This window comes from Flexivirga sp. (assembly GCF_035551235.1).
Taxonomy (GTDB): Bacteria; Actinomycetota; Actinomycetes; order Actinomycetales; family Dermatophilaceae; genus Flexivirga.
Genome location: NZ_DASZNO010000044.1, coordinates 67,136 through 91,573, shown reverse-complemented (window position 1 = coordinate 91,573; position 24,438 = coordinate 67,136). Strand labels below are relative to the sequence as shown.

The following is a 24,438-nucleotide window of genomic DNA, read 5'->3' as shown; positions in this document are numbered from 1 at the left end:
GCCGGCCCAGCCCGCAATGGGCTTCTCGACGAGCAAGAGGATTACTGATGCCCGTGCAGGTCTTCCGTCACGCCCGGATCCGGACCGGAGTGCCCGGCGACCCCGTGGCGACCGCGATCGCGACCGAGGCCGGACGCATCGTCGCGGTCGGTGACGAGGCGGATGTGCACGCTGAAGTTGGTGCCGGTGCTGAGCTGGTCGACCTCGACGGCGCCTGCGTGCTGCCGGGCATGTATGACGCGCACATCCACACCGAGAACCTCGCCGAGAGCCTCACCGCGGTCGACCTTCGTGGCGCCCTCGACCTGGATGATGCACTGCGCAGGGTCGGAACCTTCGCCGCGGAAACGACCGCGGGGCAATGGATTTCCGGCGGACGATGGGATGCGAACCGCTGGGCGGGCCGTGGCAGACCGAGCCGGCTGGCGCTGGACTCGCTGCTCGGCGATCGCCCGGCGGTGCTGGACAGCATCGACGGCCACAGCGCGTGGGTGAATTCCGCTGCCCTCCGCATCGCAGGCATCGACACGGGCACTCCGGACCCGGTCGGCGGGGCCTATGACCGCGACGAGAACGGCGAATTCACCGGCATCGTGCGCGAGTCGGCGATCGCCCAGTTCCGTGAACTCGCTCGCGAGGCGTCGCGTGCGGACCTGCCCGAGCAACTGCTCGGCGTCCAGGAGCTGCTGCACAGCGTCGGCCTGACGAGCATCCACGACATCGACGGTGAAGTGGTGCGCGCGGCATACCTCGGACTGCGCGACCAGGGACATCTCGGGCTCCGGGTGCACAAGGCCATCCCGGTCGGTGCGCTGGAGGTCGCGATCGACGAGGGCCGCAAGACCGGTGACGGCGACGACTGGGTCACGACCGGTCCGGTGAAGCTCTTCGGTGACGGGGCGCTCGGGTCGCACAGCTGTCATCTGACCGAGCCGTTCACCGGCACCGAAAACCATGGCATGGCAGTCACTTCCGAGCAGGAGCTGCTGCGCCTGGTGTCGCTCGCGGACGCGGCCGGGATCGCCGTCGCCACGCACGCGATCGGCGACCGCGCCGCACAGTCGGTGCTCGACGCCTACGAACACGTCGCAACGCGAGGCAGCGGCCTGCGACACCGCATTGAGCATGCTCAGCACCTGCGACCCGTCGACATCCGCCGGATGGCCGCCCTCGGCGTGGTGGCGTCGATGCAGCCGACGCACTGCACGAGCGATATCGAGCTGGTCGACACGCTGCTCGGTGATCGCGACGTTGCGTCATACGCCTGGCGGGACGTGCTCAATGCCGGGGTGCCGCTCGCCTTCGGCTCCGACGCCCCCGTCGAGGAACCGAACCCCTTCCACGGCCTGTATGCCGCCGCCACCCGTGCTCGCGCCGACGGCTCGCCCGCCGGGGGCTGGCAGCCCGAGCAACGACTGGGCGTGGGTGAGGCGATCACGGCATACACGCTCGGATCCGCGTATGCCGCAGGCGAAGAGCAGCACAAGGGGTTGCTCACGCCGGGGCGGCTGGCCGACTTCATCGTGGTCGACACCGACCCGCTGGAAGCCACGCCGGCACAACTGCGCGACACCGCCGTGCTCACCACCGTGGTGGGTGGGGTCGTCCGGTGGCAACGATGAACCAGCACCTCCCGAAGGAGTCTCGATGATCGCCCGTTCCCGACATCTCGTCGCCTGCTCGGCCGCAGCGCTCGCCGGCGCGGTCCTGGTCGCCGGCTGCGGCGCCCGGCCGCTCAGCGACCTGCATGCGTCCGAAGCGGCCGCTGCGACAGCGCTGACCTCCGAGGACGCTCCGAAGCTGGAACCCGCTGCGAAGACGATCAACTCGATCTCTCCGGACCCGAAGCTGGCGAAGCTGGTGCCGACCGCGGTGCGCAAGAACGGCCTGCAGTTCAGCACGTCCCAGGGCTACCCGCCGATGGAACTCTTCGCGTCCGACGGCTCGACCATCATCGGTGTCGACCCCGCGCTCGGCCGCGCCATCGCACGCGTGCTCGGCCTACGGATCACCATCAACGACGCCGACTTCAACGCGCAGATCCCGGGCCTGCTGACCAAGCGCTACGACATCGTCATGTCCTCGATGTCGGACACGAAGGAGCGCCAGCAGAAGGTCGCATTCGTCGACTACGTTCTGGCGGGCGCCGCGATGCAGGTCCGAAAAGGCAACCCGGACAACCTCACCGGCCCGGGCGACCTCTGCGGGCGGACGGTGTCCGTGGTCGACAACGGGTCCTCGCTCGCGGTCACCGAGAAATACAGCAAGGCCTGCACCAAGGCGGGCAAGAAGAAGATCAAGATCCTGCGCTTCACCGGTGACCAGGACGCACTGCTCGCGCTCAAGAGCGGCCGGGCCGACACCAACATCACCGACTACGTGGTCGCTGCGAGCCATGCTGCCGATCCGAAGCAGCAGCTCGACGTCGTCGCTCTCAAGGGCACCGAGAGTCCATGGGGCATCGCGATGAATCCCACTGGGAAGAAACTGATCTCGGCCGTTCAGAGCGCGTTGGACAAGCTGATCGCCGGTGGGCAGTACCAGCGGATCCTCGCGGCATACAACATGAAGGGGCTCGCCGTGCAGAAGGCAACCATCAACGGGGGCACGCAATGAGCGCGCGGACAGCACCGATCGTCGACCCGTCCGACGGGCGCGAGATCCCGGTCGCCCGGCCCAAACACGTGCAGCGCTGGATCGCCGGCATCGTCGTACTCGCGATCGTGGCGTGGCTGGTCTGGGAGATCGTCGCCAACCCGCGACTGGAGTGGTCGGTCGTCGGTGACTACCTGTTCGACAAGCGGATCATCGACGGCATCTGGGTGACCATCGAGATCTCGATCCTCGCCACGGTCCTCGGTCTCGTCCTCGGCGTCGTGCTGGCGGTCATGAAACTGGCCCACAACCCGGTATTGCGTTGGACCGCAACGGGTTACATCGGGTTCTTCCGTGGGACACCGCTGCTGGTGCAGCTGATCTTCTGGTACAACCTGGCCTTCCTCTTCCCGCTGCTCATCGTCAAGATCCCGTTCACCGAGACCGGCGTCTACTGGGACACCAACGAGGTGATGACCGGCTTCACCGCGGCCATGCTCGGCCTCGGTCTCAACCTGGCGGCCTACTTCGCGGAGACGGTCCGGGCCGGCATACAGGCCGTGGACTCGGGTCAGACGGAGGCGGCATACGCACTCGGTATGACGCCCGCGAAGCGGATGCGGGTCATCGTTCTCCCGCAGGCGCTGCGGATCATCATCCCGCCGACCGGCAACGAGTTCATCTCGATGCTGAAGACGACATCGCTGGTGTATGTCGTCGCCGGCCACGACCTGATGACCAACGCCAGCCAGATCTACAAGCAGAACAACCAGATCATCGAGCTGCTGATCGTCGCGAGCGTCTGGTACATGGTGCTGACCGCCATCGCGACCGTGTTGCAGTCGCGGCTGGAGCGGCGCTTCGGCTCCGACGCGGTCCGCATGGTCCGCACGGGCGGTGTGGCCGACCGGCTGCTCCGCAAGCAGAACGCACCCTCGGCAGGAGTCATGGCATGAGTGAGAAGAGCCCCGTCGAGAACGCGCCGGTCGTCGTTGCCGAGCAGGTGCGGATGGGCTTCGGCGACGTCGAGGTCCTGCGCGGCGTCGACCTCGAGGTCGATGCCGGGGAAGTGGCCTGCATCGTCGGGCCCTCCGGCTCCGGCAAGTCCACGTTCCTGCGTTGCATCAACGGTCTGGAGGCAGTCGAGCACGGCAGCCTGCGCGTGCTGGATCAGCAGGTCGGCTTCGACCGTGCCCAGGACAAGTACCACCCGTGGAACGCCAAGCGTTTCGCGAAGTTCCGCACCGACATCGGCATGGTCTTCCAGCGGTTCAACCTCTTCGCGCACCAGAGCGTGATCGAGAACGTCATGTGCGCGCAGGTGCAGGTTGCCGGCCGGTCCAAGAAGGTCGCGCACGACGAAGCGGTCGCCCAGCTCGAGCGGGTCGGCCTGGCGGCGCACGCGCACAAGAAGCCGCATCAGCTGTCCGGCGGTCAGCAGCAGCGGGTCGCCATCGCCCGGGCACTCGCCATGCACCCGAAGGTGATGCTCTTCGACGAGCCGACCTCCGCGCTCGACCCCGAGCTCGTCGATGAGGTCCTGGTGGTCATGAAGGCACTCGCCGAGGACGGTATGACGATGGTCGTCGTCACCCACGAGATCGGCTTCGCCCGCGAAGTGGGTGACACGTTGTCGATGTTCGCCGACGGTGTGATCGTCGAGCACGGCCGAGCCCGCGAGGTTCTCGACGACCCGCAGCACGAGCGCACCAGGAACTTCCTGGCCAGCGTGCGGTGACTCGAGGGTCAACGGGCTACTCGGCTCCCGTCGCGGCGTCGATAACCTCGGGTCGTGCCCGGTTCGGAGATCGTTGTCAGTGCTGTCGTGTTCCGGGACCCCGAGGGCCGCGTGCTGACGGTCCGAAAATCCGGCACGACGAAGTTCATGTTCCCCGGTGGCAAGCTCGAGCCGGGGGAGCGTGCCATCGACGCGGCCGTGCGGGAAGTCGGCGAGGAGCTCGACATACAGGTGCATGCCGCAGACCTGCGGCTGGTCGGCACGTTCGCCTCGGATGCCGCCAACGAACCAGGTCATACGGTCACCGCGACCGTGTATGAGCACGCCTATGTCCCTGTGGGGGATCCTGCCGCCGAGATCGCCGAATTGCGTTGGGCGGACCTGTCTTCCGAAGCACCGGCCGACCTTGCGCCATTGCTGGCACTCAGGGTCTTCCCAGCCCTGCGTGCTGGTCACTGATCCGGCGCGCAGAGGTCGCGGAGAGATCGCCCAAGGTATTGACCCGTCGGTAACTTGTGCTCCACAGTTACCCGGACGTGATGTGCGTCACAGGTCTGGTGGCCTCCATCGGGACGACACGGTCCCTTGCGGTCCCTGCTCCTGCATGCTCTCGAACGATCGGATGACTCGTGAATCCCTTGAAGCACCACCGTCGTCGGGCTGCTGTCGCACTCGCAGCAGCTGTCGTCGCATCTGCCGGCCTGGCCGCGCCGGCGGCCACCGCCGCACCCGCCCCGCTCAACTACGTCGCCATGGGGGACAGCTACAGCGCCGGTTCCGGCATCCTTCCGCTGTCGGATGCTGCACCCGAGTGCACCCAGTCGTCGCTGAACTCCGCGCACGTCATCGCCGCTGCCAAGGGGTTCGCGCTCACCGATGTGTCGTGCGGCGGCGCGACGACCGGTGACTTCACGGCGAAGCAGTTCGGTGTCGTGGCGCCGCAACTCGACGCGCTGAGCACCTCCACCGATCTGGTCACCATGACGATCGGCGGCAACGACAACAACACGTTCATCAACATGATCGCCGCCTGCGGCAGCGCGGGTATGGCGACGGCCGGCTACGGCAGCCCCTGCAAGACGATGTATGGCGACAGCTTCGCCAACAGCATCAACAACTCCACCTACCCGAACCTCGTCGCTGCGCTGAAGTCCGTGCGGGCGAAGGCGCCGAACGCCCGGGTCGCGATCGCCGGCTACCCGCACGTGATGCCGGCCGACAATTCGAGTTGCTTCGCCGTGATGCCCATCGCATCCGGGGACGTCGCCTATGTGAACTCGATCGAGGCGACGCTCAACAGCGCGGTGCAGCGCGCCGCAGCCGCAACGGGCGTCACCTACGTCGACATGTCCGCGCCCACTGTCGGGCACGACGCCTGCAAGCCCGTCGGCACCCGCTGGGTCGAGCCCGCCTTCTGGGGCAAGAACTACGTGCCGGTGCACCCGAACGCCGCGGGCGAGCAGGCCTACGCCGACCAGTACATCTCCCGGCTCGGCCTCTGAGCGAGGGGAGTGGCGCCGAGACACCCGAAGCAGCGCCGTTGACCGGTTGCACCGTCCATTCCGGGAGAGCCTCATGCACGGGACCCCGCCCGCTGGTTAGGCTGCCCGGGTGTCCTCGGGAGTGACCGGTTACTTGGTGCTGCTCGGCGTCGGTGTCGCCGGAGCGGTGCTTTTCGTTGCCGCGATGCTGTCCAGGCGCCTGCTGGCGCCCAGTGCGCCGGACCTGGCGAAGCTGACGACCTACGAGTCGGGCGTCGATCCGGCGACCGGTGGCTGGGCCCAGACTCACTTCCGCTACATCACCTACGCCTTCCTGTATGTCGTCTTCGCCGTCGACGCGGTCTACCTCTTCCCGTGGGCGCTGGTGCTGCGCGACCACGACCTCGGCGTTGCGAGCCTGGTCGAGATGGCGATCTTCATCGCCGTCGTTCTGGTCGGGCTACTGCACGCCGCCCGTCGCGGCCTCCTCACCTGGGACGATAAGAAATGACCACTGACCTGCCCATGCCCCGCGTCGGTGTCGGCCAGGCCGTCGCGCCGAAGCCGATGCGGCTCGTCCTCAACTGGGGACGTCGCTACTCCCTGTGGGTCTTCAACTTCGGACTGGCCTGCTGCGCCATCGAATTCATCGCCGCGTCGATGGCCCGACACGACTTCATCCGGCTCGGCGTGATCCCCTTCGCGCCTGGCCCGCGGCAGGCCGACCTGATGGTCGTCTCCGGCACGGTCACCGACAAGATGGCGCCCGCCGTCCGGCGGCTCTACGACCAGATGCCCGAGCCCAAGTACGTCATCAGCTTCGGCGCCTGCAGCAACTCCGGCGGACCCTACTGGGACTCCTACTGCGTCACCAAGGGCGTCGACCAGCTGATCCCGGTCGACGTCTACGTGCCCGGTTGCCCGCCGCGTCCCGAGGCGCTGCTGCACGGCATACAGGTGCTGCAGCAGCAGATCGCCGATGAGCGGCTGCAGACCAAGGGGCTGCGCGCCAAGCTCGGCGGGTATGCCGGGCGCAAGGCGTCCGCCGCCGAGATGAGCCGTCCGCTGGTCGCTCCTCCCACTGAGGAGAAGAAGGCGTGACCGAGCAGACCTACGAGGTCCCCGCGGTCAACTGCGAGCCCGGGGACTGGCTGAGCACCCTGGAGCGCCTGCGCGGCGAGGGCTTCGGCTTCTTCGACTTCCTCACCGCCGTCGACCAGACCGACGCCGACGAGACGGCCGGCTTCGACATCGTCGTGCACCTGTATGACGTCACCCCCGGCGCCCTGCGCGAAACTCTCGTGAGCACCCGCATCGCCGACGGCGACACCCTCCCCAGCTGCACCAGCCTGTGGGCCGGCGCCGCCTGGCACGAGCGCGAGACCTACGAGATGTTCGGCATCGGCTTCGACGACTACACCGACGCCAACCATGCCAAGCTGCGAAAACTGTTGCTACCGGACGGTTTCGACGGTCACCCGCTGCGCAAGTCGTTCGTTCTCGTCGCTCGTGCGAGCAAGCCTTGGCCCGGCGCCAAGGAGCCAGGCGGTGGCGGCACGGACGGCAAGCCGGCCCGTGCGCCGCGCCGCCGCATGCAGCCGCCCGGCGTTCCCGACGAATCCTGGGGTCCGCGGTAGATGGGCAGCGACATCCTCGACATCGTCCTGCGTTCCGTCTGTGTCCTGGCGGCGTTCCTCGTGCTCCCGCTGCTGGTCGGACAGACCGAACACAAGGTCATGGCACACATGCAGGGCCGCCTCGGACCGATGGAGGCCGGCGGCTTCCACGGCTGGGCGCAGTTGGTCGCCGACGGCGTGAAGTTCGCCCAGAAGGAGGACATCGTCCCGCTCGCCGCGGACAAGAGCGTCTTCCGGGTGGCGCCCGCGCTGGGCATCGTGTCCTACCTGCTCGCGCTCGCGGTGATCCCCTTCGGCCCGGACTTCTTCGGTGCCGACGTCCCGGGCAGCCTGGTCTGGGTGCTCGCGGTCAGCGGCGTCGGCACGGTCGGCACGCTGATGGCCGGCTGGTCCAGCGGCAACAAGTACTCCCTGCTCGGCGGCATGCGCACCGCCGCGCAGCTGGTCTCCTACGAGTTGCCGCTGATCCTGGTCAGCGCGTCGTTCGCCATCGCCGCCGGCTCCCTGTCGCTGGTCGGCATCGCGCACGCGTGGAACCCGTGGTGGCTCATCTGGCAGCTGCCGGGCGCACTGGTCTTCCTCGTCGCGGCGACCGCCGAGCTGCAACGCCCGCCCTTCGACATGCCGGTCGCCGACTCCGAGCTGGTGATGGGTCCCTACACCGAATACACCGGCCTGCGGTTCGCGCTCTTCCTGCTCGCCGAATACGCCGGCATCGTCGTGATGTCGTTCCTGCTGGCCACGCTCTGGCTGGGCGGCTGGACCGGACCCTTCGACCACCACGTCGGCTGGCTGTGGATGCTCATCAAGGGCGGCATCTTCTCGTTCCTGATCATCTGGATCCGTGTCGCGTGGCCCCGGTTGCGTGAGGACCAGCTGCAGCGGGTCGCCTGGCTCGGTCTCGTCCCGATCGCGTTGCTGCAGCTCGCAATAACGGCAGTCGGAGTGGTGGTGACGTCTCAATGAGTAAGTTTCTGAGTGGCCTCGCAAAGGGTATGGCGACCACGGGTCGCACGATGGTCACGCACGCCCACACCCAGCAGTACCCGCACGTGCACCCGGACCTGCCGGAGCGCAGCCGTGGCGTGATCGCGCTGCTGGAGGAGAACTGCACCTCCTGCATGCTGTGTGCCCGCGAGTGCCCGGACTGGTGCATCTACATCGACTCCCACAAGGAGACGACGCCGGCGGAGACCGAGGGCGGCCGCGCCCGACAGCACAACGTGCTCGACCGGTTCGCGATCGACTTCAGCCTGTGCATGTACTGCGGGATCTGCATCGACGTCTGTCCGTTCGACGCGCTCTTCTGGAGTCCCGAGTTCGAATACGCGGACGGCGACATCCGGAACCTGTTGCACGAGAAGGACAAGCTGGGCGAGTGGATGCCGACCGTCCCGCCCCCGGCGCACATCGACACGGGCATCGACACCGGCGCGGGTGAGGTGCCGGAGTGACGACATACGACGTGCTGTTCACCATTGCCGGGGCGATCAGCGTGGCCTCCGGCCTGCTCGCCGTCAGCACCAAGCACCTCGTGCACTCAGCGCTCTGGCTGATCGTGAGCCTGGGTGCACTGGCGGGGTGCTACATGGTGCTCGGCGCCGAATTCGTAGCGCTGGTGCAGCTTCTCGTCTATGTCGGCGCGGTCGTCATACTCGTACTCTTCGCCCTGATGCTCACGCGTGCGCCGGTCGGTCGCAGCCACGAGCACGACACGTCGCTGATGCAGCGTGCGGCGGCGCTCGTCGTCGGTGCGGCCACCGCGGCGTTGCTCGCGACCGTGCTGATCAGTGCGTTCGGCAATCACCGGACGCGGGTCAACGGCGGCACCACGCACCTCCTCGCGACACGGCTCTTCGGCAGCTGGGTCTGGCCGTTCGAGCTCCTGTCGGCATTGCTGCTGGTCGCGCTGATCGCCGCACTCGCCCTGGCGCGCCTGCCGATCGGTCGCGGCCCACGGCAGGATGCAGCGCCCGACCCGACGCACGAGACAGCGCACGACACGGTGAAGGAGGGCGCGAAGTGATCCACTCCGCGCTGCCGATGGTCGTCGTCGGGCTGCTCTTCGGCATCGGGCTGTATGGCGTACTCGCGCGTCGCAACGCCGTGCTGGTCCTGATCGGTGTCGAGTTGATGCTCGCCGCGGCGGGGCTGCTCTTCGTCGCGGTCGGATCGCTGACCCCCGACACGATGCGCGCCGGTCAGGTGATGACGATCTTCGTCATCACCATCGCCGCTGCCGAGATCGCCGTCGCGCTCGGCGTGATCCTGGCCGTCTTCCGCGCCCGCGGCAACATCGACATGGCACAAGCGGGTGAGCGCGAATGATGCTCAGCCACCTCGTGGCCGACGGCCGGTTCGACGCCAGCACCCTCGCGGTCGACTTCCCGATCCAGCCCAGCCATCTCGCCGTGCTGCTGCAGGTCGCGATCCCGGTGCTGATCGTTCTCGGCACCCGGCGCAGTTCCCGAGCCTTCGCGATCGCGAGCGTGTTCAGCTTCCTCGGCCTCGTCGCGGCGATCGCCCTGCTCGTGCAGGAGACCCGCGGTGGGGCCGTCGCAGGCCCGGACAGCATCGGGTCGCTGCCGCTCGGACCGGGCTTCGACGTGCCGCTCCACCTGCAGGTCGACCGGCTGTCGGTGCTGGTCGCTGTCGCCGTCGGCCTGGTCTCCTGGGTCGTCCAGCTCTTCACCCGGTGGTACCTCTACAGCGACCCGCGTTATCGCCAGTTCGCCTCTGCCGTGGGCCTGTTCACCGCCGCCATGCAACTGGTGGTGTTGTCCGGCGACGTGCTGCTGATCCTGGTCGGCTGGGAACTGATGGGCTGGTGCTCCTACCTGCTCATCGGTCACGAGTCCGAGCGGGAGAAGGCGCGGCGGGCGTCATACAAGGCATTCATGGTGACCCGCATCGCCGACACCCCGCTGGTCATCGGGCTGGCCATCCTGTCGCTGGGCGCGCACAGCACCGGCGTCGAGGACATCGTGCGGCACTGGTCGGCCGTGGCCGACACCCACGGCACGGCACTGACCGCGGCGCTGCTCTGCCTCATCTGTGCGGTGGCCGGCAAGTCCGCGCAGGTGCCGTTCCAGGACTGGCTGCCCGACGCGATGGAGGGCCCGACCCCCGCCTCCGCGCTGATCCACGCGGCGACGATGGTCGCGGCCGGCACTGTCGTGCTCGGCAAGCTGATCGCCCTGCTCGAGCTGTCCGACACCGCCCGTGTCATCCTCGCGCTCGTCGCGTCGGTCTCGATGGTCGGCGCCGGCATCCTCGCCTTCTGTCAGCACGACCTCAAGCGGCTGCTGGCCTGGTCGACGGTGTCCCAGGTCGGTCTGATGCTGCTCGGCCTCGCCGTCGTCGCGGCGGACGGGTCGGCGGATCTCGGCATCGCGCACCTGCTCTCGCACGCGATGTTCAAGGCGTTGCTGTTCCTCATGATCGGCTGGCTGTCGGTCCTCGTCAGCGGCACGACCGTCGAGCGACTGTCCGGAGCGCTGAGCAAATATCCCGAAGCCCGGCGCATGGTCGGCATCGGCCTGCTCGCGCTCGCTGCGGTCCCGCCGCTGGCCGGCTTCGCCTCCAAGGACCTCATCATCGACGAGGCCGCCCGCCGCGGCATCGACGGCGACCTCCCCGCGCGCATCGCGTTCGCCGCGCTGATCTGTGTCGTGCTGCTCACCGCGGCGTACACGATGCGGATGTGGCTGATCCTGATCCACCGCACCGGCAGCCAGCGGGTGCAGGTGCGCGAGTGGGTCGAGGACAGCTACGACGTGCAGGACGTCGGCATCGTCGAGATGCTCACCGACCTGCCGCAGGTCGACATCCACGGCCGGCAGACCGAGCACCCGGACCTCGAGCAACCGCTGGAGGACGAGCCGCCGCTGTCCGAGCAACAGCCGGGTGGGGGAGCGCGCTTCGGCCTGCAGCTGCTCGCCCTGCTGTCCGTGGTCGGCGGACTGCTGGTCTTCTCACCGATGCTCGACGTCGACTGGAAGCACCCCAACGTCTGGTTGATCGGCGCCTCCCTGCTGCTGATGGGCGCCGCCGCGCTGCTCGTCCGGTTGATGTCCGTCGGCACCGTCTACGGTGACGCCGCGGCCCGTATCCCGACCTTCGTGCGCGCGTCCGCGTCCCGCGGCTTCGACGTCGATCGGCTGTATGTCGCCTTCGGTCGTCCGATCCTCGGCCTCGCGCACCTGGTCGCTCGCACCGACGACCGGATCGACGACGGCGTGCAACGCCTCCCCGAACTGTCCGGGGCACTGATCAAGCGCGCCGAGCGGGTGCACAACCACCGCCCCACCAGTGGCCTGGTGGCGGTGTCCTTCGGACTCGTCGTGGTCGGTCTGATGGGAGTGATCCTGTGGTAGCAATGCTTTTCATCGCTCCGCTGGCACCCGTCGTCGCCGGTCTGGCGCTGGTGGTCGGTGACCGCAGCTTCCGCTCGGTGGGGCGGCACACGGCATACATCGTGTCGCTGGTCGCGACGATCGCCTCGCTGCTCGCCACGATCCTGATCGCGAAAGAGCGCCCGGTGCTCAACCGGCAGTGGGTCCCCGAGATCGGGATGCGCCTGCACCTGGCGGTCGACGGCATCAGCGTCCCGTTGCTGTTGATGACCGCCGCGGTCGGCGTGCTCGTCGTGTTGCACGCCCGGCACGAACTCCCCGCCGGTGGCACACCGGCGACCTTCTTCGGGTGCCTCCTGCTCGTGATCGGCGGTGGCATCGCCACCTTCCTGGTGCAGGACGCCATCAGCTTCTTCCTGGCCTTCGAGGTCGTGCTGGTCCCGATGTGGGTCCTCATCGGGCGCTTCGGCGACCGCCGCGATGCTCGCGAACGTTCCCGTGCCGCAAACACTTTCGTGCTCTACACGGTGCTCGGCTCGACGCTGATGCTGGTCGGCATCCTGACCATGTCCTTCGCCGCCGGCACCACCGACCTGGCCGGTATCGCCGCGAACCAGCTGTCGCCCGGCAAGCAGACCGCCGTCGCCGCGATCCTGCTGATCGGACTCGGCATCAAGGTGCCGATGTGGCCGCTGCACTCCTGGCTGCCGCGCGCACACACCATCGCGCCGACCGCGGGGTCGATGCTGCTCGCCGCGGTGCTGCTGAAGATGGGCACGTACGGCGTGGTCCGCCTGGTCGTGGCGCCACTGCCGGACGGTGTTCAGCGCCTGGCGCCATACATCGGGACACTGGCCGTCATCGGCATCGTCTGGGGCGGGCTCGTCTGCATGGTCGAGCGCGACCTCAAGCGGCTGGTCGCCTGGTCGTCCGTGGCGCACATGGGTTTCGTGCTGCTCGGCCTGATGAGCGGCACCACGATCGGTCTGCAGGCGGCGCTGTTCGCCAACATCGCGCACGGTGCGATCTCCGCGTTGCTCTTCGCCGTCGTCGGCGGGCTCAAGCACCGCTGGGGTGACGACGACTTGGAGGCCGTTCCGCGCTCGTTGCGGGACGTCTCGCCGCGGCTGAGCCTGGCCCTCGTCATCGGTTTCGCCGCGTCGATGGGGCTGCCCGGGCTGGCCGGTTTCTGGGGAGAGGTGCTGGCGATCTTCGGAGCCTGGACCCCCGGCGGCGACCGGCCGATGGGCTGGTTCCGTGTGCTCGCTGCGTTCGCGTCGATCGGCGCGGTCCTCGCGGCGGCCTACGCGCTGCGTGTGCTGCGGATCGTCTGGCAGGGCTCGGCACACGGCGGCACGCCGCCCGAGCCCGAACCTGCCACCGACGCCCGTGGCAACGAGTGGCTGGTCACCGGTGTTCTGAGCGCTGCCGTGATCGTGCTCGGCGTCATACCCCTCACCCTGCTGAACACCACGTCCGGGGCGGTCGACCAACTGATGGCGGTGATCGGGCGATGAAGCTGACCTACGACTGGTGGCTGCTGGCCCCCGTCCTGATCCCGGCCGTCGGGGCCATCCTGCTGCTGGTGATCGACGCCATCGTGCCCCGGCTCGGCCGGGTGCACTGGGCGATCGCTGCCGCGCTGCTGCTGATCGGCGCCGCGACAGCGGTGCCCGGCGCGCTGCCCTCGGCCGACAACCCGCGCCGTACCCTCTGCCTGCCCCAGAACACCTGCCTGTATGCCGTCGACCACGTCGGCGTCGGACTGCAGCTGACCGCACTGGTCAGTGGCGCGGTGGTCGCCCTGCTGGCGTTGCCGATTCGTGTCCCGGCCGAGCGCGCTGCGGTGCAGGCGACGCTCGTACTCACGGCGACCGCCGGCGCCACGGGTGTGGTGGCAGCTCGTGACCTCGGCTCCTGGCTGGTGATGCTCGAGCTGGCGACCCTGCCCGCCATCGCGCTGGTGGCGTTGCGCGCCCGCCGTGCCGCGGTCGACGGTTCGCTGGCATTGCTGACGACGTCACTGGTGAGCTTCGCGATCACCGTCATGGGCGCCGCGCTGTGGTTCGCGGCGACCGGGTCCGCGCTCTTTTCTGGCAACGCGGTGCTGGACGCCTCCGCGGACCCGGACTCGCGCCGGATCCTCGTCCTCGCAGTCGTTTTCATCGTCGCCGGGCTCGCGTTCAAGCTGTCGCTGGTGCCGTTTCACGCCTGGACGCCCGAGGCGTTCGGTGGCGCGTCGGTCCCGATCGGGGCCTTCCTGGCCGTGACCTCCAAGGTCGCGGCGTTGGCGGCCCTGCTGGTGATCTTCCGTGGCGTGACGGTGCTCGGCACGTCGGCGCTGGCCGCGATCGGGGTGCTGTCCGCGCTGTCCATGACGCTCGGCAACCTGATGGCACTGCGCGAGAAGAGCACCCTGCGCTTCCTCGCCTGGTCGACCGTGTCACAGGCCGGCTGGGTCGTGCTGCCCTTGGCGACCGTCTCCTCGCGGGCGGTCCGGTCGGCTGCCGCCTACCTGATCGTGTATGCCGTCGCCACACTGGTCGCCTTCATCGTGGTCACCGCGCTCGCCCATGCGGACGGACGCGAGCACGCGAGACGCCTTGCGTCATACGGGGGACTGCTGCAGCGCCGGCCGCTGCTCGCGGTCACTCTCGCCCTCGCGCTGCTGACCCTGATGGGGCTGCCGCCCGCGGTGATCGGTCTCGTCGCGAAGGTCGCCGCGATCGGTCCCGTCGCCGGTAGCCGGCTGTGGGTGCTGGCCATCATCGCCGCGATCAACGCAATGCTCGGCGTTGCGGTCTACCTGCGCTGGCTGCGGATCCTCTTCGGCAAGCGCAAGGATCCCGACAACCCCGAGGCGCTGCACCCGGTGCACAACGCCCTGGTGATCGTCGGCGCGCTGGCCCTGGTCCTGACCAGCATCGCCCCGCACTCGCTGCTGCAGCTCGTCGGTCGATAGGTCCGGAACAAACCTGCTGGTCACGCACGTTTCCCGGGTATGCACCGACACTTCAACGGCCTGAAGACCGCTGCGCTCTTCGGCGGCATCTGGGTCGTGCTGCTCGCGATCGGCGCGCTCGTCGCCGGCGGTCGCTACATCTGGATCTTCGCGCTGATCGGTGTGGCGACCACGGCATACAGCTACTGGAACTCCGACAAGCTCGCGATCAAGGCGATGCGTGCCTACCCCGTCAGTGAGATCGAGGCACCGGGCATGTACCGCATCGTCCGGGAGCTGTCGACCAAGGCCGGGAAGCCGATGCCGCGCCTGTTCATCTCACCCACCGACGCGCCCAATGCGTTCGCGACCGGGCGCAGCCCACAGCACGCCGCAGTGTGCTGCACCCAGGGCATCCTCGATCTGCTCGACGAGCGAGAGCTGCGCGGGGTGCTCGGCCACGAGCTGATGCACGTCTACAACCGCGACATCCTCACCTCGTCGATCGCTGCCGCGCTCGCCGGCATCATCACCTCGATCGCCCAGATGATGATGTGGTTCGGCATGTTCGGCGGTGGCGGCGGCAACGACGACGACCGCCCGAACCCGCTCGCGATGCTGGCGATGGCGTTCCTGGCGCCCGTGGCCGCGAGCATGATCCAACTGGCGATCAGCCGGACCCGCGAATACGACGCCGACGAGGACGGGTCGCAGCTCACCGGGGACCCGCTGGCCCTCGCCTCCGCGCTGCGCAAGCTCGAGGTCGGCACGGCTCAGACACCGCTCGCACCCGAGCCGAAGGTCGTCAACGCGAGCCACATGATGATCGCCAATCCCTTCCGGGCACAGGACGTTTCGCGCCTGATGTCGACCCACCCGCCCACCGCGAAGCGCATTCAGCGACTGGAGGATCAGGCATACGGCCGGCAGATCTCTCGCTGACGTGAAAGTCTGCCCATCATGGGTTCCTTGTTGCGCACCGAGGCACAGGCACGTGCCGACCTGATCGCCGTCACCTCCTACGACCTGGCACTCGATCTCGATCAGGGTGACGAGATGTTCGGTTCCGAGACGACGATCAGCTTCACCTGCCGCGAGCCGGGCGCGTCGACCTTCCTCGACCTGGACGCCGTCTCCGTCGCGTCGATCACCCTGAACGGCAACGAGATCGACCCGGCATCGGTCGCCGGCGAACGGGTGCCGCTCGCTGACCTGCGTGCGGAGAACGTCGTGCGCGTGGTGTCGACCATGCGCTACCGGCACGACGGCGAGGGCCTGCACCGTGCGGTCGACCCCGCCGACGGGCAGCACTACGTCTACGGCATGTCGTTCCTGGACGCCGGACCGTCGATCTTCGCGTGCTTCGACCAACCCGACCTCAAGGCGCCGTATGACGTGCGGGTCCGCGCCCCGCAGGACTGGATCGTCGCCGGCAACGGTGCCGCGCAGCGGACCGCGCCCGGCGAGTGGACCCTGGCGACGACGCCACCGCTGTCGACATACTTCGTGACGGTCTGCGCCGGCCCGTATGCCGTCGAGACCGACGAGCACGACGGCATCCCGCTCGGCATCTACGTCCGTGCATCGCTCGCAGAGCAACTGCACGCGCAGCGCGACGACATCTTCGAGGTCACCAAGCAGTCGTTCGACTACTACCACCGGCTCTTCGGAATCCGTTATCCGTGGGGCAAATACGACCAATTCTTCGTCCCGGAGTTCAACGCCGGCGCCATGGAGAACCCCGGCTGCGTGACGCTGCGTGACCAATACGTCTTCCGCGGCGCACACACCCGCACGCAACTGCTGACCCGCGCCAACACCATCGCCCACGAGATGGCGCACATGTGGTTCGGCGACCTGGTCACCATGCAGTGGTGGGACGACCTCTGGCTCAACGAATCGTTCGCCGAATACATGGCGCACCGCACGACCGCCGAGGCGACCCGCTACACCGAGGCCTGGGTCGACTTCGGCATCTCCCGCAAAACCTGGGGATATGGCGTCGACCGCAGCCCGTCGACCCACCCGGTCGCCGGCGCCCCGGCACCGGATGCCGAGTCGGCGCTGACCAACTTCGACGGCATCTCCTACGCCAAGGGCGCGTCGGCGCTACGCCAGCTCGCCGCGTATGTCGGGGACGACGCCTTCCTCGCCGGGGTCCGAAAGCACCTGACGGACAACAGTTTCGGCAACGCGACGATGGCAGACTTCCTCGGTGCGGTCGAGCACGCCGGCGGCCGATCGATCGACGAGTGGACGCAGGGTTGGCTGCGCAGCTCCGGCGTCGACGACATCAGCCTCGACGTCGACGATCAGGACGGGACGATCACCCGGGCCGACCTCGTCGTCACGCCGACGACGGACGACGCCACGACGCGGTCGCACGTGCTGGACATCGCCGCGGTCCGCGACGGCGGCGTGGACAAGGCGGTGCGCGTGCACGCGGACACCGCTCGGACGGCCGTCCCCGAGCTGACCGGCCGGTCGCGCGCGGGCCTCCTGCTGCCGAACTCCTCCGACCTGACCTGGGCGACCACCGTCCTCGACGAGGCGTCCCTGGAGTCGGTCAACACCGAGCTCGCGGCAGCGACCGACCCGCTGATCCGGCTCGGTGTGTGGACCGCGCTGTTGGGTGGAGCCGACACCGGACGCATCGACCCACGGCGCGTCGTCGAGGTGTTCGCCGCCTGCTGGCCGCTGGAGGACGTGTCGTCCCTGAGCGACATACTGGCCGGCCTCGTGCGCAGGCTCTTCCCCTATCGCCTTGTGCCACACCAGGATTCGGCCCGGGCACGGACGCTCCTGGTGGACGCCGGATGTCGTCGTCTCGGTGCTGTCGACGAGACGTCTCCGGAAGCCCTGACCGCGGCACGCCTGGTGGCAGCGACCAGCACCGACGCCGAGCTCCTTTCCCGATGGGCGGCGGATGACGGCCGCCCGGCCGCCGCATCGGGCGACGACGACTTCGGCTGGTCGGTCCTCGGACGCCAGGCCGAACTCGGATTGGTCGACGGTCCCGCCATCGACGCCGCTGCTGCCCGCGACGAGAGTCTGAGCGGCCACCTCTCGACGCTCGAGGCGCGCGCGGCGCTGCCGTCGGAGGATGCCAAGGCCGCGGCGTGGGAGCGGCTCTACGGCGAGTCGGCGCTGTCCAACTACGAGGCGCTCGCGGTCGCCCAGGGCTTCTTCGCGGGGTATGGCGAGAACGACGCGACCGACCTCATGCATTCCTACATCGACCGGTTCTTCGCCGAACTGCCCACTGTCCCCAAGAAATTCGGCGACATGGCAGCCGAGAAGTTCGTGGTTTCGGCCTTCCCGCACCGCGCTGTCGAACCCGCCGTCGCGGACGCAGCCCGCCGGGCGATCGCCTCCCCGGACAACTCACCCGGAGTACGCCGCGCCCTGACCGATTCGCTTGATCGCTTGGATCGAGCCCTGATCGCCCATGAGCGGTTCGCCGAGTCGCCACTGCATCCGACCACGAAAGGTTGATCACTGTGCCGTCCTTGTTGCGCACTGAGGCCGAAGAACGCGCTTCCCTCGTCGACGTCCACTCCTACGACGTGTCGCTGGACTTCACCAGGGGTGACGAGCTCTTCGGCTCCGCCACCACCATCCGCTTCGCGTGCTCCGCACCGAGCACGTCGACCTTCGTGGAGCTCAGCCCGCTCGAAGTCCACTCAATAACGTTGAACGGCAAGCCGATCGACGCATCCGAGGTCAAGGACGGGCGCTTGTGGCTGGACCATCTGGCCGCCGACAACGAGCTGGTGGTCGACGCGACGATGGCCTACGTGCGCGACGGCGAGGGCATGCACCGGGCCATCGACCCGCAGGACGGCAAGGCATATCTCTACGGCAGCCCCGCCTCGTCGACGGCGGGGAAGATCTACGCCTGCTTCGAGCAGCCGGACCTGAAGGCGCCATACAGCGTGCGGGTCAAGGCACCGCGGGACTGGGCGGTCATCTCGAACGGTGCGGCGAAGAGTGCTGCGAACGACGCGGCCGGCGATGGGTGGCACACCTTCGAGACCACCCGGCCGATCGCGACCTATTTCTTCACGGTGTGCGCGGGGCCGTTCGCGATGCAGGCCGGCGAGCACGACGGGATCCCACTCGGCATCTATGTTCGCCGGACACTCGCCGACCGGCTGGCCGAGCAGGCCGATGAGATCTTCACCATCACGGCGCAGGGCTTCGACTACTACCACCGGGTCTACGGCATCCGCTATCCGTGGGGGAAGTACGACCAGGTCTTCGTACCCGAATTCAACATGGGTGCAATGGAGAACCCCGGTTGTGTGACCCTGCGCGACGAGTTCGTCTTCCAGGGCCACGCCTCACGGGCCGAGCATCTGCTGCGCGCGGTGGTGGTGATCCACGAGATGGCGCACATGTGGTTCGGCGACCTGGTCACCATGCAGTGGTGGGACGACCTCTGGCTCAACGAGTCCTTCGCGGAGTTCCTTGCCCAGCAGGGCACCGCCGAGGCGACCGAGTTCTCCGAGGCGTGGATCGACTTCTCCGCCATACGCAAGAACTGGGGGTATGCCGCCGACCGCGCGCCATCCACCCACCCGATCGCCGGGACGCCCGCGCCCGACGCGAACGCCGCGCTGGAGAATCTCGACGGCATCACCTACCCCAAGGGCGCTTCGGCGCTGCGTCAGCTCGCGGCATACCTCGGGGAGGAGACGTTCCTGTCCGGTGTGCGGAAATACCTGCGAACACACGAGTTCGGCAACGCCAGCCTGCAGGACTTCCTGCGCGCCATGAGTGAGGAGAGCGGCCAGGACGTCGACGACTGGGCGCAGGCGTGGCTGCTGACGCCCGGCACCGACGTCCTGGAGGCTTCCACCGACGGCGGCACCGTTGTGATCAACAGGTCGACCCCGGAGCAGTTCCCGGCCCAGCGGCCACACGTGACCGATATCGCCGCCTACCGGCGCGGCGTGCGGGTGGCGAAAGCAGACGTGCGCATCGACTCCGACCGCACCGAGGTTCCTGGCCTGCGGTCCTCCGAGTCACCGAACCTGTTGTTGCCCAACGCAACCGACCGGACCTGGGCGATCGTCGCTCTCGACGGCGCGACACAGGCGAAGCTGCCGGAGGAACTGCCGAACATCGATGATGCGACTGCCCGCGGGGTGGTCTGGTCATCGTTGCTCAACGGACTCTCCCTCGGCACCGTCGACCCGGCGCTGTTGCTGGACACCTTCGAGGCGGCCTGGCCCGTGGAGGACGTCGATCCGCTGCTGGAGGCTGTCGCGACCATGACAGCCGGTCGGCTCCCGGGCAAGTTCCTGACCGTGGCGCACACGCCGGCTGCGCTGGATCGCCTTGCTGCCACGGGGAATCGAGTCTTCGACGCGACCGGCGCCGGCGACTCGCGGCGGTTGACCGCAGCTCGTCTCGTGTCGGGGACCACCGCGGACATCGATCTGCTGCGCGAGTGGCTCGCCGGTCGTGGACTGCCCGGCTTTCTGGCGAACGATGACCAGTTCCGTTGGTCCGTCATCGGGCGGCTGGCCTCCCTCGGCGCGATGGACGCCGCGGAGATCGATGACTGGCGGGCCAAGGACCCGTCGGTGAGCGGTGTGCTGCGCTCGTTGTCGGCGCGCACCCGGGTCCCGACCGCTGAGGCGAAGGCCTGGGCGTGGTCGCAGCTGACCGAGTCGGACAACCCGAGCAGTCACGAACTCGGTGCGGTCGCAAGCGCATTCTTCGGCGCGACGGACCAGGAGATCACGCGACCGTATGTCGAGCGCTTCTTCGACGAGCTGCCGAAACTCTCCAGCAGGCTCGGAGACATGGTGCTGCATCTGCTGGCCGCGGACGGTTACCCCATCACGGTCGTGGAGCAGCGAACCCTCGACCTCGCCGAGAACGCCCTGGCCGGTGAATTGCCCGCCGGTGTGCGGCGTTCGTTCGTCGACGGCACCAGCAGGTTGCGGGAGCAGTTGCGCTCGCAGGAGAAGTTCGGTGCGCAGCAGTGAGCATTCACTGGAGTGTTCAGGTGGTGCGGTTGGACCAGCCCGACGCGGCACCGTGGATCCAGCAGTCGCCCGATCTGGTCCTGAAGACGGCATCGGTCGGCAAGCTGCTCGTCCTCGGCGACGTCGCCCGGCGGATCGATGCCGGGGAGCTGGCGGCGGACCATCGGGTCAGCAGGGTCGGTGCCCGCTTCGTGCGCGACTCGGGGCTGTGGCACACGCTCGACCAGGAGGAACTCACCGTCGTCGACGCCTGTCGGCTGGTGGGCGCAGTCAGCGACAACCTGGCGACGAATGTGCTGATCGACCTGGTCGGCCTGGATGCCGTTGCGGCATACGGGGATGCGATCGCCGCCAAGCCGATGGAGATGCTCGACTATGTGAGCGGCGAAGCACGGGACCGCTCGGTGCCCGGCACCCCGCCGACGCTCTCGCGCGCCAGCGCAGCTTCGCTCGTGCACTACCTGCGTCGGCTGTATGACGGCACCGTCTCGCCCCGAGTGGAGGAGTGGATGTCGCTGAGCACCGACCTGTCGATGGTTGCCTCCGCATTCGGCGAGGATCCGCTGGCGCACAACACGATCGGCGGGACGGGGCATCCGACACTGATCAACAAGACCGGCACCGACGACGGCATCCGAGCCGATGTCGGGCTGGTTCGCGACGGTGACCGCGCCGTGGGTTACGCAGCGATCGCCAACTGGCCGACGGACGACTCGGCACCCGGCGTCGCATCGGTGATGGCGCGAATGCGACGTATCGGCGCGGAGATCCGCGACCGGCTCGCCCAGGAGCCGGATCAGTCAGTCCAGTAGCGCGCGCTGGCGCGCGAGGTCGACCGCCTCGGTGCGGGTCGCCGCACCCAGCTTCGCCAGGATGTTGGAGACGTGGACGCTGGCAGTCTTGGTGCTGATGAAGAGCCGGGCGGCGACCTGGCCGTTCGTCATACCCTCCGCGACCAGGTGCAGCACGTCCTGCTCGCGTGGTGTGAGGGCGCTGTCGCGGGGATTCTCGGCACGTGACCGACCGCGGAGTTGCCTGACGAGGTGTGCCGCTCCGAGCTGCCGAGCGGTCGCAAGTGCGCGCTCGGACAGCGACCGTGCTTCGGATCGTTCACCGTGCGCCTGCAACTCGCGGGACAGGAGGAACTCGACGACTGCTCGCTCGTAGACGAATCCGGCATCGTCGAACTGCCTTATCGACTCTTGGTATTCGGTGACAGCTAGCTCGTGGTCGCCGTCAAGACGCGCCAACTCGGCGCGGGCGCGGGCGAACCACGCACGTGACTCGACGCCCAGCGACTCGCGCCAGCCGCGCACGGACAGCACGGCTTCGAGCATCTGGTCCAACTGCGCGATGCGCGTGGCCCATTCGGATGCCGAGCGCGGCCTTTCGTCGATGGAGTCGGCGAGGTGGGTCAGCAGCAGCGCCGCCATCCGGATCTGGGCGTCGAAGACCGACAGGCGCCATACCTTGTGCACGATGGCGACGGCTTCGTCGAAGAGTGCGAAGGCGCCGTCGAGATCACCGGTCAACCCGAGCAGGTCGATGGTCCCGGCCGCATCGCTGACCAGGATGAACATCTCCCGCGGCCAGTGCTCGTGGAGTTTCTCGTGCGCGGACAACGCCTGGTCGAACCGGCCACGTGCGACATCGACCGTCAGCCGCACGGCGCCGGCAGAGGCCCGCGCCAGGGGCGGGAGGTCCTCGGTTCGAGCGAGCAACCGATCGACCGATGCCCAGTCGCCCGTCTTCGACGCGAGAGTCGCGGCGAAGATGATCGAGTCGATCGCGTAGATCTCGGTGCCGGCGTGCGCCTCGGTGGCCCGGCGGATCGCCTCGGCATAGGTGTCGGCGGCCTCGGCGATCTGGTCGGTGCGGGTCTGCAAGCCGGCGATCTGATGCAGTGCACGCAATTCCGCCCGGATGTCGTCCTCGGCCGCTGCCCGTTCCCGAACCTGCCGCAGGGTCGCCAGCGCCGAGGTCATGTCTCCGGCGAGCCCGTCGAGCTTCGCCTGCGTGGTCGTCGCGTCGCTGATGATCGACGGCTCATCGACGATGCGGCCCACCGTCAATGCGTCATTGGCCGCGACCGCCGACTCCTCGTGCCGCTCGAAGACCAGCAGGTAGTGCGCCTTGAGGGCCAGTAGTTGGCCGAGCAACACGTTGTCGTCGGCGTCCCTGGCCCAGCCGATAGCGATGTCGAGCAGTTTGTCGGCCTCGCCGGGCAGGTCCGGGACACGGAGCTTGACCTCCATCGTCGGCATGTCGGTCAACAGCACCGCGGACAGGTAGAGCCGCAGCAGGCGAGCACGCTCCAGGCTGGTCCCGGTGAAGTCACTGAGGACGTGCCGGATCAGGCCCGCAGCCCGATGTGGATCGCCGGCGGCGAGCAGTGCCTCGGCGGCACGCTCGGAGAGATCACCGGGGACCTCGGTCAGCTCCGGGTGACCGGTGGCGAGCTCGATCGCGCTCTCGAAGTGCCGGGCGGCGTTCGCCGGCGCCGCCTTGTCGAGGGCTTCCTGGCCGGCCAGCACCCGTGCCTGCAGGGCGTCAGCGAAGCGGCCGGCGCGTTCGGCGTGCAGGGCGACGGCGGCTGCGGTGCCCGGACCCGGTTGCGCGAGAAGCAGATCGGTGAGTCGATCGTGCAGGCGCACGCGCTCCCCGGGAAGGAGATCGTCATACATGGCCTCGGCCAGCAATGCATGGCGGAAGTCGAAGAGTCCGGTGCGGCTCGTGACGAGCAGATGCGCGTCGACGGCGGCCCGGAGCGCGGTGTGCAGGCGATCGGTGGGCAGCTCGGTGAGGCCCTGCAGCGTGTCCTCCGACGCGTCGGAGCCTGCGACCGACGCAGCGCGCAGGGTGAGCCGCGCATCGTCGCTCAGGGCGTCGGTCCGCACGAGCAGCAGGTCGGCGAGGTCCGCCGGCAGGAAGGGTTCGTCGGGGTCGCAGCACATCGAGGTGGCGACGAGTTCTTCGGTGAAGAACGGGTTTCCGCCGGCACGGCGGATGATCTGGCGGGCGGCATCGTCGGCGAGTTCGGGTTGCAGGTGCCGCACCAGGTCACGGGCGGGCTCAATCTCCAGTGGTTCCAGCAGGACTCGTCGTACCTGGGGGAGCCGGGACCACTCGGCCAGCGACGGGCGCAGCGGGTGGCGGCGGTGCAGGTCGTCGGTGCGGTAGGTGGCGACCAGGTGGACTCCGGCAGGGACCCCGTGGGTGAAGAGATAGGTCAACAGCTCCCGGGTGGACCGGTCGGCCCAGTGCACGTCCTCGAAGACCACCAGCGCGGGCGCGCGACCGGCGAGTTCGTCGAGCATCGTAGCGATGGCTTCGAAGAATTCGATCGGTCGCGGGCTGGCGGCCGGCGCGAGCCGATCGATCGACACGATGCCGTCGATCGTCGGCAGGTCACGCAGCGTACGCACGATGTCGGTGATGGGCAGGTATGGCGCGGCGTCGTCGCCGAGGTCCAGGCAACGCCCCACCAGCGCAACGCCGCCGGCCCGCCGGCAGTGAGCGGTGACCTCCCGGACCAGTCGGGTCTTGCCCATACCGGCGTCCCCGCCGAGCAGGGTGATCGACGACTTCGTCCGGTCGCGTAGCAACCGTGCGAAGTCGTCGATCTCCTGGGCGCGACCGAAGATCGGTCCATCGGGGGCGGGGTCGGAGATCACGGCACCATTGTTGCCTGT

The 24,438-nt window shown here is 68.4% G+C and carries 21 protein-coding genes; 20 read left to right on the top strand and 1 reads right to left on the bottom strand.

The window, feature by feature from the left end:
* Positions 1 to 47: 47 nt before the first annotated feature.
* The 20 genes from VG502_RS15455 (at position 48) to VG502_RS15360 (ending at position 21,558) form a co-directional block, all read left to right on the top strand.
* Positions 48 to 1,622 (top strand): amidohydrolase, encoded by a 1,575-nt coding sequence (locus VG502_RS15455; RefSeq protein ID WP_325550961.1) that lies wholly within the window; start codon positions 48 to 50, stop codon positions 1,620 to 1,622.
* A 25-nt stretch (positions 1,623 to 1,647) separates the two neighbouring features.
* On the top strand, positions 1,648 to 2,616 hold the full coding sequence (locus VG502_RS15450) for an ABC transporter substrate-binding protein (protein ID WP_325550960.1): 969 nt from the start codon (positions 1,648 to 1,650) through the stop codon (positions 2,614 to 2,616).
* Entirely contained in the window at positions 2,613 to 3,551 is a 939-nt protein-coding gene (locus VG502_RS15445) for an amino acid ABC transporter permease (protein ID WP_325550959.1), read from the top strand. The genes VG502_RS15450 and VG502_RS15445 overlap by 4 nt, the downstream gene beginning before the upstream one ends.
* Positions 3,548 to 4,333: an amino acid ABC transporter ATP-binding protein gene (locus VG502_RS15440; protein WP_325550958.1), complete on the top strand. Its 786-nt coding sequence runs from the start codon at positions 3,548 to 3,550 to the stop codon at positions 4,331 to 4,333. The genes VG502_RS15445 and VG502_RS15440 overlap by 4 nt, the downstream gene beginning before the upstream one ends.
* A 54-nt stretch (positions 4,334 to 4,387) precedes the next feature.
* Complete coding sequence (locus tag VG502_RS15435) at positions 4,388 to 4,792, top strand: NUDIX hydrolase (RefSeq protein ID WP_325550957.1); 405 nt, start codon at positions 4,388 to 4,390, stop codon at positions 4,790 to 4,792.
* A 170-nt stretch (positions 4,793 to 4,962) separates the two neighbouring features.
* Entirely contained in the window at positions 4,963 to 5,835 is an 873-nt protein-coding gene (locus tag VG502_RS15430; RefSeq protein ID WP_325550956.1) for an SGNH/GDSL hydrolase family protein, read from the top strand.
* A gap of 121 nt (positions 5,836 to 5,956) precedes the next feature.
* Positions 5,957 to 6,325 (top strand): NADH-quinone oxidoreductase subunit A, encoded by a 369-nt coding sequence (locus VG502_RS15425; RefSeq protein ID WP_473964773.1) that lies wholly within the window; start codon positions 5,957 to 5,959, stop codon positions 6,323 to 6,325.
* Positions 6,322 to 6,915 carry an NADH-quinone oxidoreductase subunit B gene (locus VG502_RS15420; RefSeq protein WP_325550954.1) on the top strand — a complete coding sequence of 198 codons (594 nt, stop codon included), beginning with the start codon at positions 6,322 to 6,324 and terminating at the stop codon, positions 6,913 to 6,915. Before VG502_RS15425 ends, VG502_RS15420 begins: the two co-directional genes overlap by 4 nt.
* Positions 6,912 to 7,451, top strand: coding sequence for an NADH-quinone oxidoreductase subunit C (locus tag VG502_RS15415; protein WP_325550953.1), 540 nt, complete (start codon positions 6,912 to 6,914; stop codon positions 7,449 to 7,451). Before VG502_RS15420 ends, VG502_RS15415 begins: the two co-directional genes overlap by 4 nt.
* A complete protein-coding gene (nuoH, locus tag VG502_RS15410; RefSeq protein WP_325550952.1) occupies positions 7,452 to 8,417 on the top strand; it encodes an NADH-quinone oxidoreductase subunit NuoH in 966 nt (321 codons plus the stop codon).
* Entirely contained in the window at positions 8,414 to 8,905 is a 492-nt protein-coding gene (locus VG502_RS15405) for a NuoI/complex I 23 kDa subunit family protein (RefSeq protein ID WP_325550951.1), read from the top strand. Before nuoH ends, VG502_RS15405 begins: the two co-directional genes overlap by 4 nt.
* On the top strand, positions 8,902 to 9,477 hold the full coding sequence (locus VG502_RS15400; RefSeq protein ID WP_325550950.1) for an NADH-quinone oxidoreductase subunit J family protein: 576 nt from the start codon (positions 8,902 to 8,904) through the stop codon (positions 9,475 to 9,477). The genes VG502_RS15405 and VG502_RS15400 overlap by 4 nt, the downstream gene beginning before the upstream one ends.
* The gene (gene nuoK / locus VG502_RS15395) at positions 9,474 to 9,779 is read left to right on the top strand and encodes an NADH-quinone oxidoreductase subunit NuoK (RefSeq protein WP_325550949.1); all 306 of its coding nucleotides are present in this window, start codon (positions 9,474 to 9,476) and stop codon (positions 9,777 to 9,779) included. Before VG502_RS15400 ends, nuoK begins: the two co-directional genes overlap by 4 nt.
* Positions 9,776 to 11,827: an NADH-quinone oxidoreductase subunit 5 family protein gene (locus VG502_RS15390; protein WP_325550948.1), complete on the top strand. Its 2,052-nt coding sequence runs from the start codon at positions 9,776 to 9,778 to the stop codon at positions 11,825 to 11,827. Before nuoK ends, VG502_RS15390 begins: the two co-directional genes overlap by 4 nt.
* Before the next feature lie 2 nt (positions 11,828 to 11,829).
* Positions 11,830 to 13,323 (top strand): complex I subunit 4 family protein, encoded by a 1,494-nt coding sequence (locus VG502_RS15385; RefSeq protein ID WP_325550947.1) that lies wholly within the window; start codon positions 11,830 to 11,832, stop codon positions 13,321 to 13,323.
* On the top strand, positions 13,320 to 14,768 hold the full coding sequence (locus tag VG502_RS15380; RefSeq protein WP_325550946.1) for an NADH-quinone oxidoreductase subunit N: 1,449 nt from the start codon (positions 13,320 to 13,322) through the stop codon (positions 14,766 to 14,768). Before VG502_RS15385 ends, VG502_RS15380 begins: the two co-directional genes overlap by 4 nt.
* A 39-nt stretch (positions 14,769 to 14,807) precedes the next feature.
* The gene (htpX, locus tag VG502_RS15375; RefSeq protein ID WP_325550945.1) at positions 14,808 to 15,689 is read left to right on the top strand and encodes a zinc metalloprotease HtpX; all 882 of its coding nucleotides are present in this window, start codon (positions 14,808 to 14,810) and stop codon (positions 15,687 to 15,689) included.
* 18 nt (positions 15,690 to 15,707) lie between these two features.
* Positions 15,708 to 18,242, top strand: coding sequence for an aminopeptidase N (gene pepN / locus VG502_RS15370; protein WP_325550944.1), 2,535 nt, complete (start codon positions 15,708 to 15,710; stop codon positions 18,240 to 18,242).
* Positions 18,243 to 18,256: 14 nt separating this feature from the next.
* Complete coding sequence (gene pepN / locus VG502_RS15365) at positions 18,257 to 20,746, top strand: aminopeptidase N (protein ID WP_325550943.1); 2,490 nt, start codon at positions 18,257 to 18,259, stop codon at positions 20,744 to 20,746.
* The gene (locus VG502_RS15360; protein WP_325550942.1) at positions 20,743 to 21,558 is read left to right on the top strand and encodes a serine hydrolase; all 816 of its coding nucleotides are present in this window, start codon (positions 20,743 to 20,745) and stop codon (positions 21,556 to 21,558) included. The genes pepN (VG502_RS15365) and VG502_RS15360 overlap by 4 nt, the downstream gene beginning before the upstream one ends.
* On the opposite strand, the gene VG502_RS15355 is transcribed toward VG502_RS15360, so the two are convergent.
* On the bottom strand, positions 21,547 to 24,420 hold the full coding sequence (locus tag VG502_RS15355) for a helix-turn-helix transcriptional regulator (RefSeq protein WP_325550941.1): 2,874 nt from the start codon (positions 24,418 to 24,420) through the stop codon (positions 21,547 to 21,549). The two genes, VG502_RS15360 and VG502_RS15355, sit on opposite strands and share 12 nt — an antisense overlap.
* Between the last annotated feature and the right edge of the window lie 18 nt (positions 24,421 to 24,438).

What these genes read in the sequence shown, in the direction of transcription:
- VG502_RS15455 (WP_325550961.1), top strand. Translation starts at nt 48, where the DNA reads ATGCCCGTGCAGGTCTTCCGTCACGCCCGGATCCGGACCGGAGTGCCC.
- VG502_RS15450 (WP_325550960.1), top strand. Translation starts at nt 1,648, where the DNA reads ATGATCGCCCGTTCCCGACATCTCGTCGCCTGCTCGGCCGCAGCGCTC.
- VG502_RS15445 (WP_325550959.1), top strand. Translation starts at nt 2,613, where the DNA reads ATGAGCGCGCGGACAGCACCGATCGTCGACCCGTCCGACGGGCGCGAG.
- VG502_RS15440 (WP_325550958.1), top strand. Translation starts at nt 3,548, where the DNA reads ATGAGTGAGAAGAGCCCCGTCGAGAACGCGCCGGTCGTCGTTGCCGAG.
- VG502_RS15420 (WP_325550954.1), top strand. Translation starts at nt 6,322, where the DNA reads ATGACCACTGACCTGCCCATGCCCCGCGTCGGTGTCGGCCAGGCCGTC.
- nuoH (WP_325550952.1), top strand. Translation starts at nt 7,452, where the DNA reads ATGGGCAGCGACATCCTCGACATCGTCCTGCGTTCCGTCTGTGTCCTG.
- VG502_RS15405 (WP_325550951.1), top strand. Translation starts at nt 8,414, where the DNA reads ATGAGTAAGTTTCTGAGTGGCCTCGCAAAGGGTATGGCGACCACGGGT.
- VG502_RS15390 (WP_325550948.1), top strand. Translation starts at nt 9,776, where the DNA reads ATGATGCTCAGCCACCTCGTGGCCGACGGCCGGTTCGACGCCAGCACC.
- VG502_RS15385 (WP_325550947.1), top strand. Translation starts at nt 11,830, where the DNA reads ATGCTTTTCATCGCTCCGCTGGCACCCGTCGTCGCCGGTCTGGCGCTG.
- VG502_RS15380 (WP_325550946.1), top strand. Translation starts at nt 13,320, where the DNA reads ATGAAGCTGACCTACGACTGGTGGCTGCTGGCCCCCGTCCTGATCCCG.
- htpX (WP_325550945.1), top strand. Translation starts at nt 14,808, where the DNA reads ATGCACCGACACTTCAACGGCCTGAAGACCGCTGCGCTCTTCGGCGGC.
- pepN (WP_325550944.1), top strand. Translation starts at nt 15,708, where the DNA reads ATGGGTTCCTTGTTGCGCACCGAGGCACAGGCACGTGCCGACCTGATC.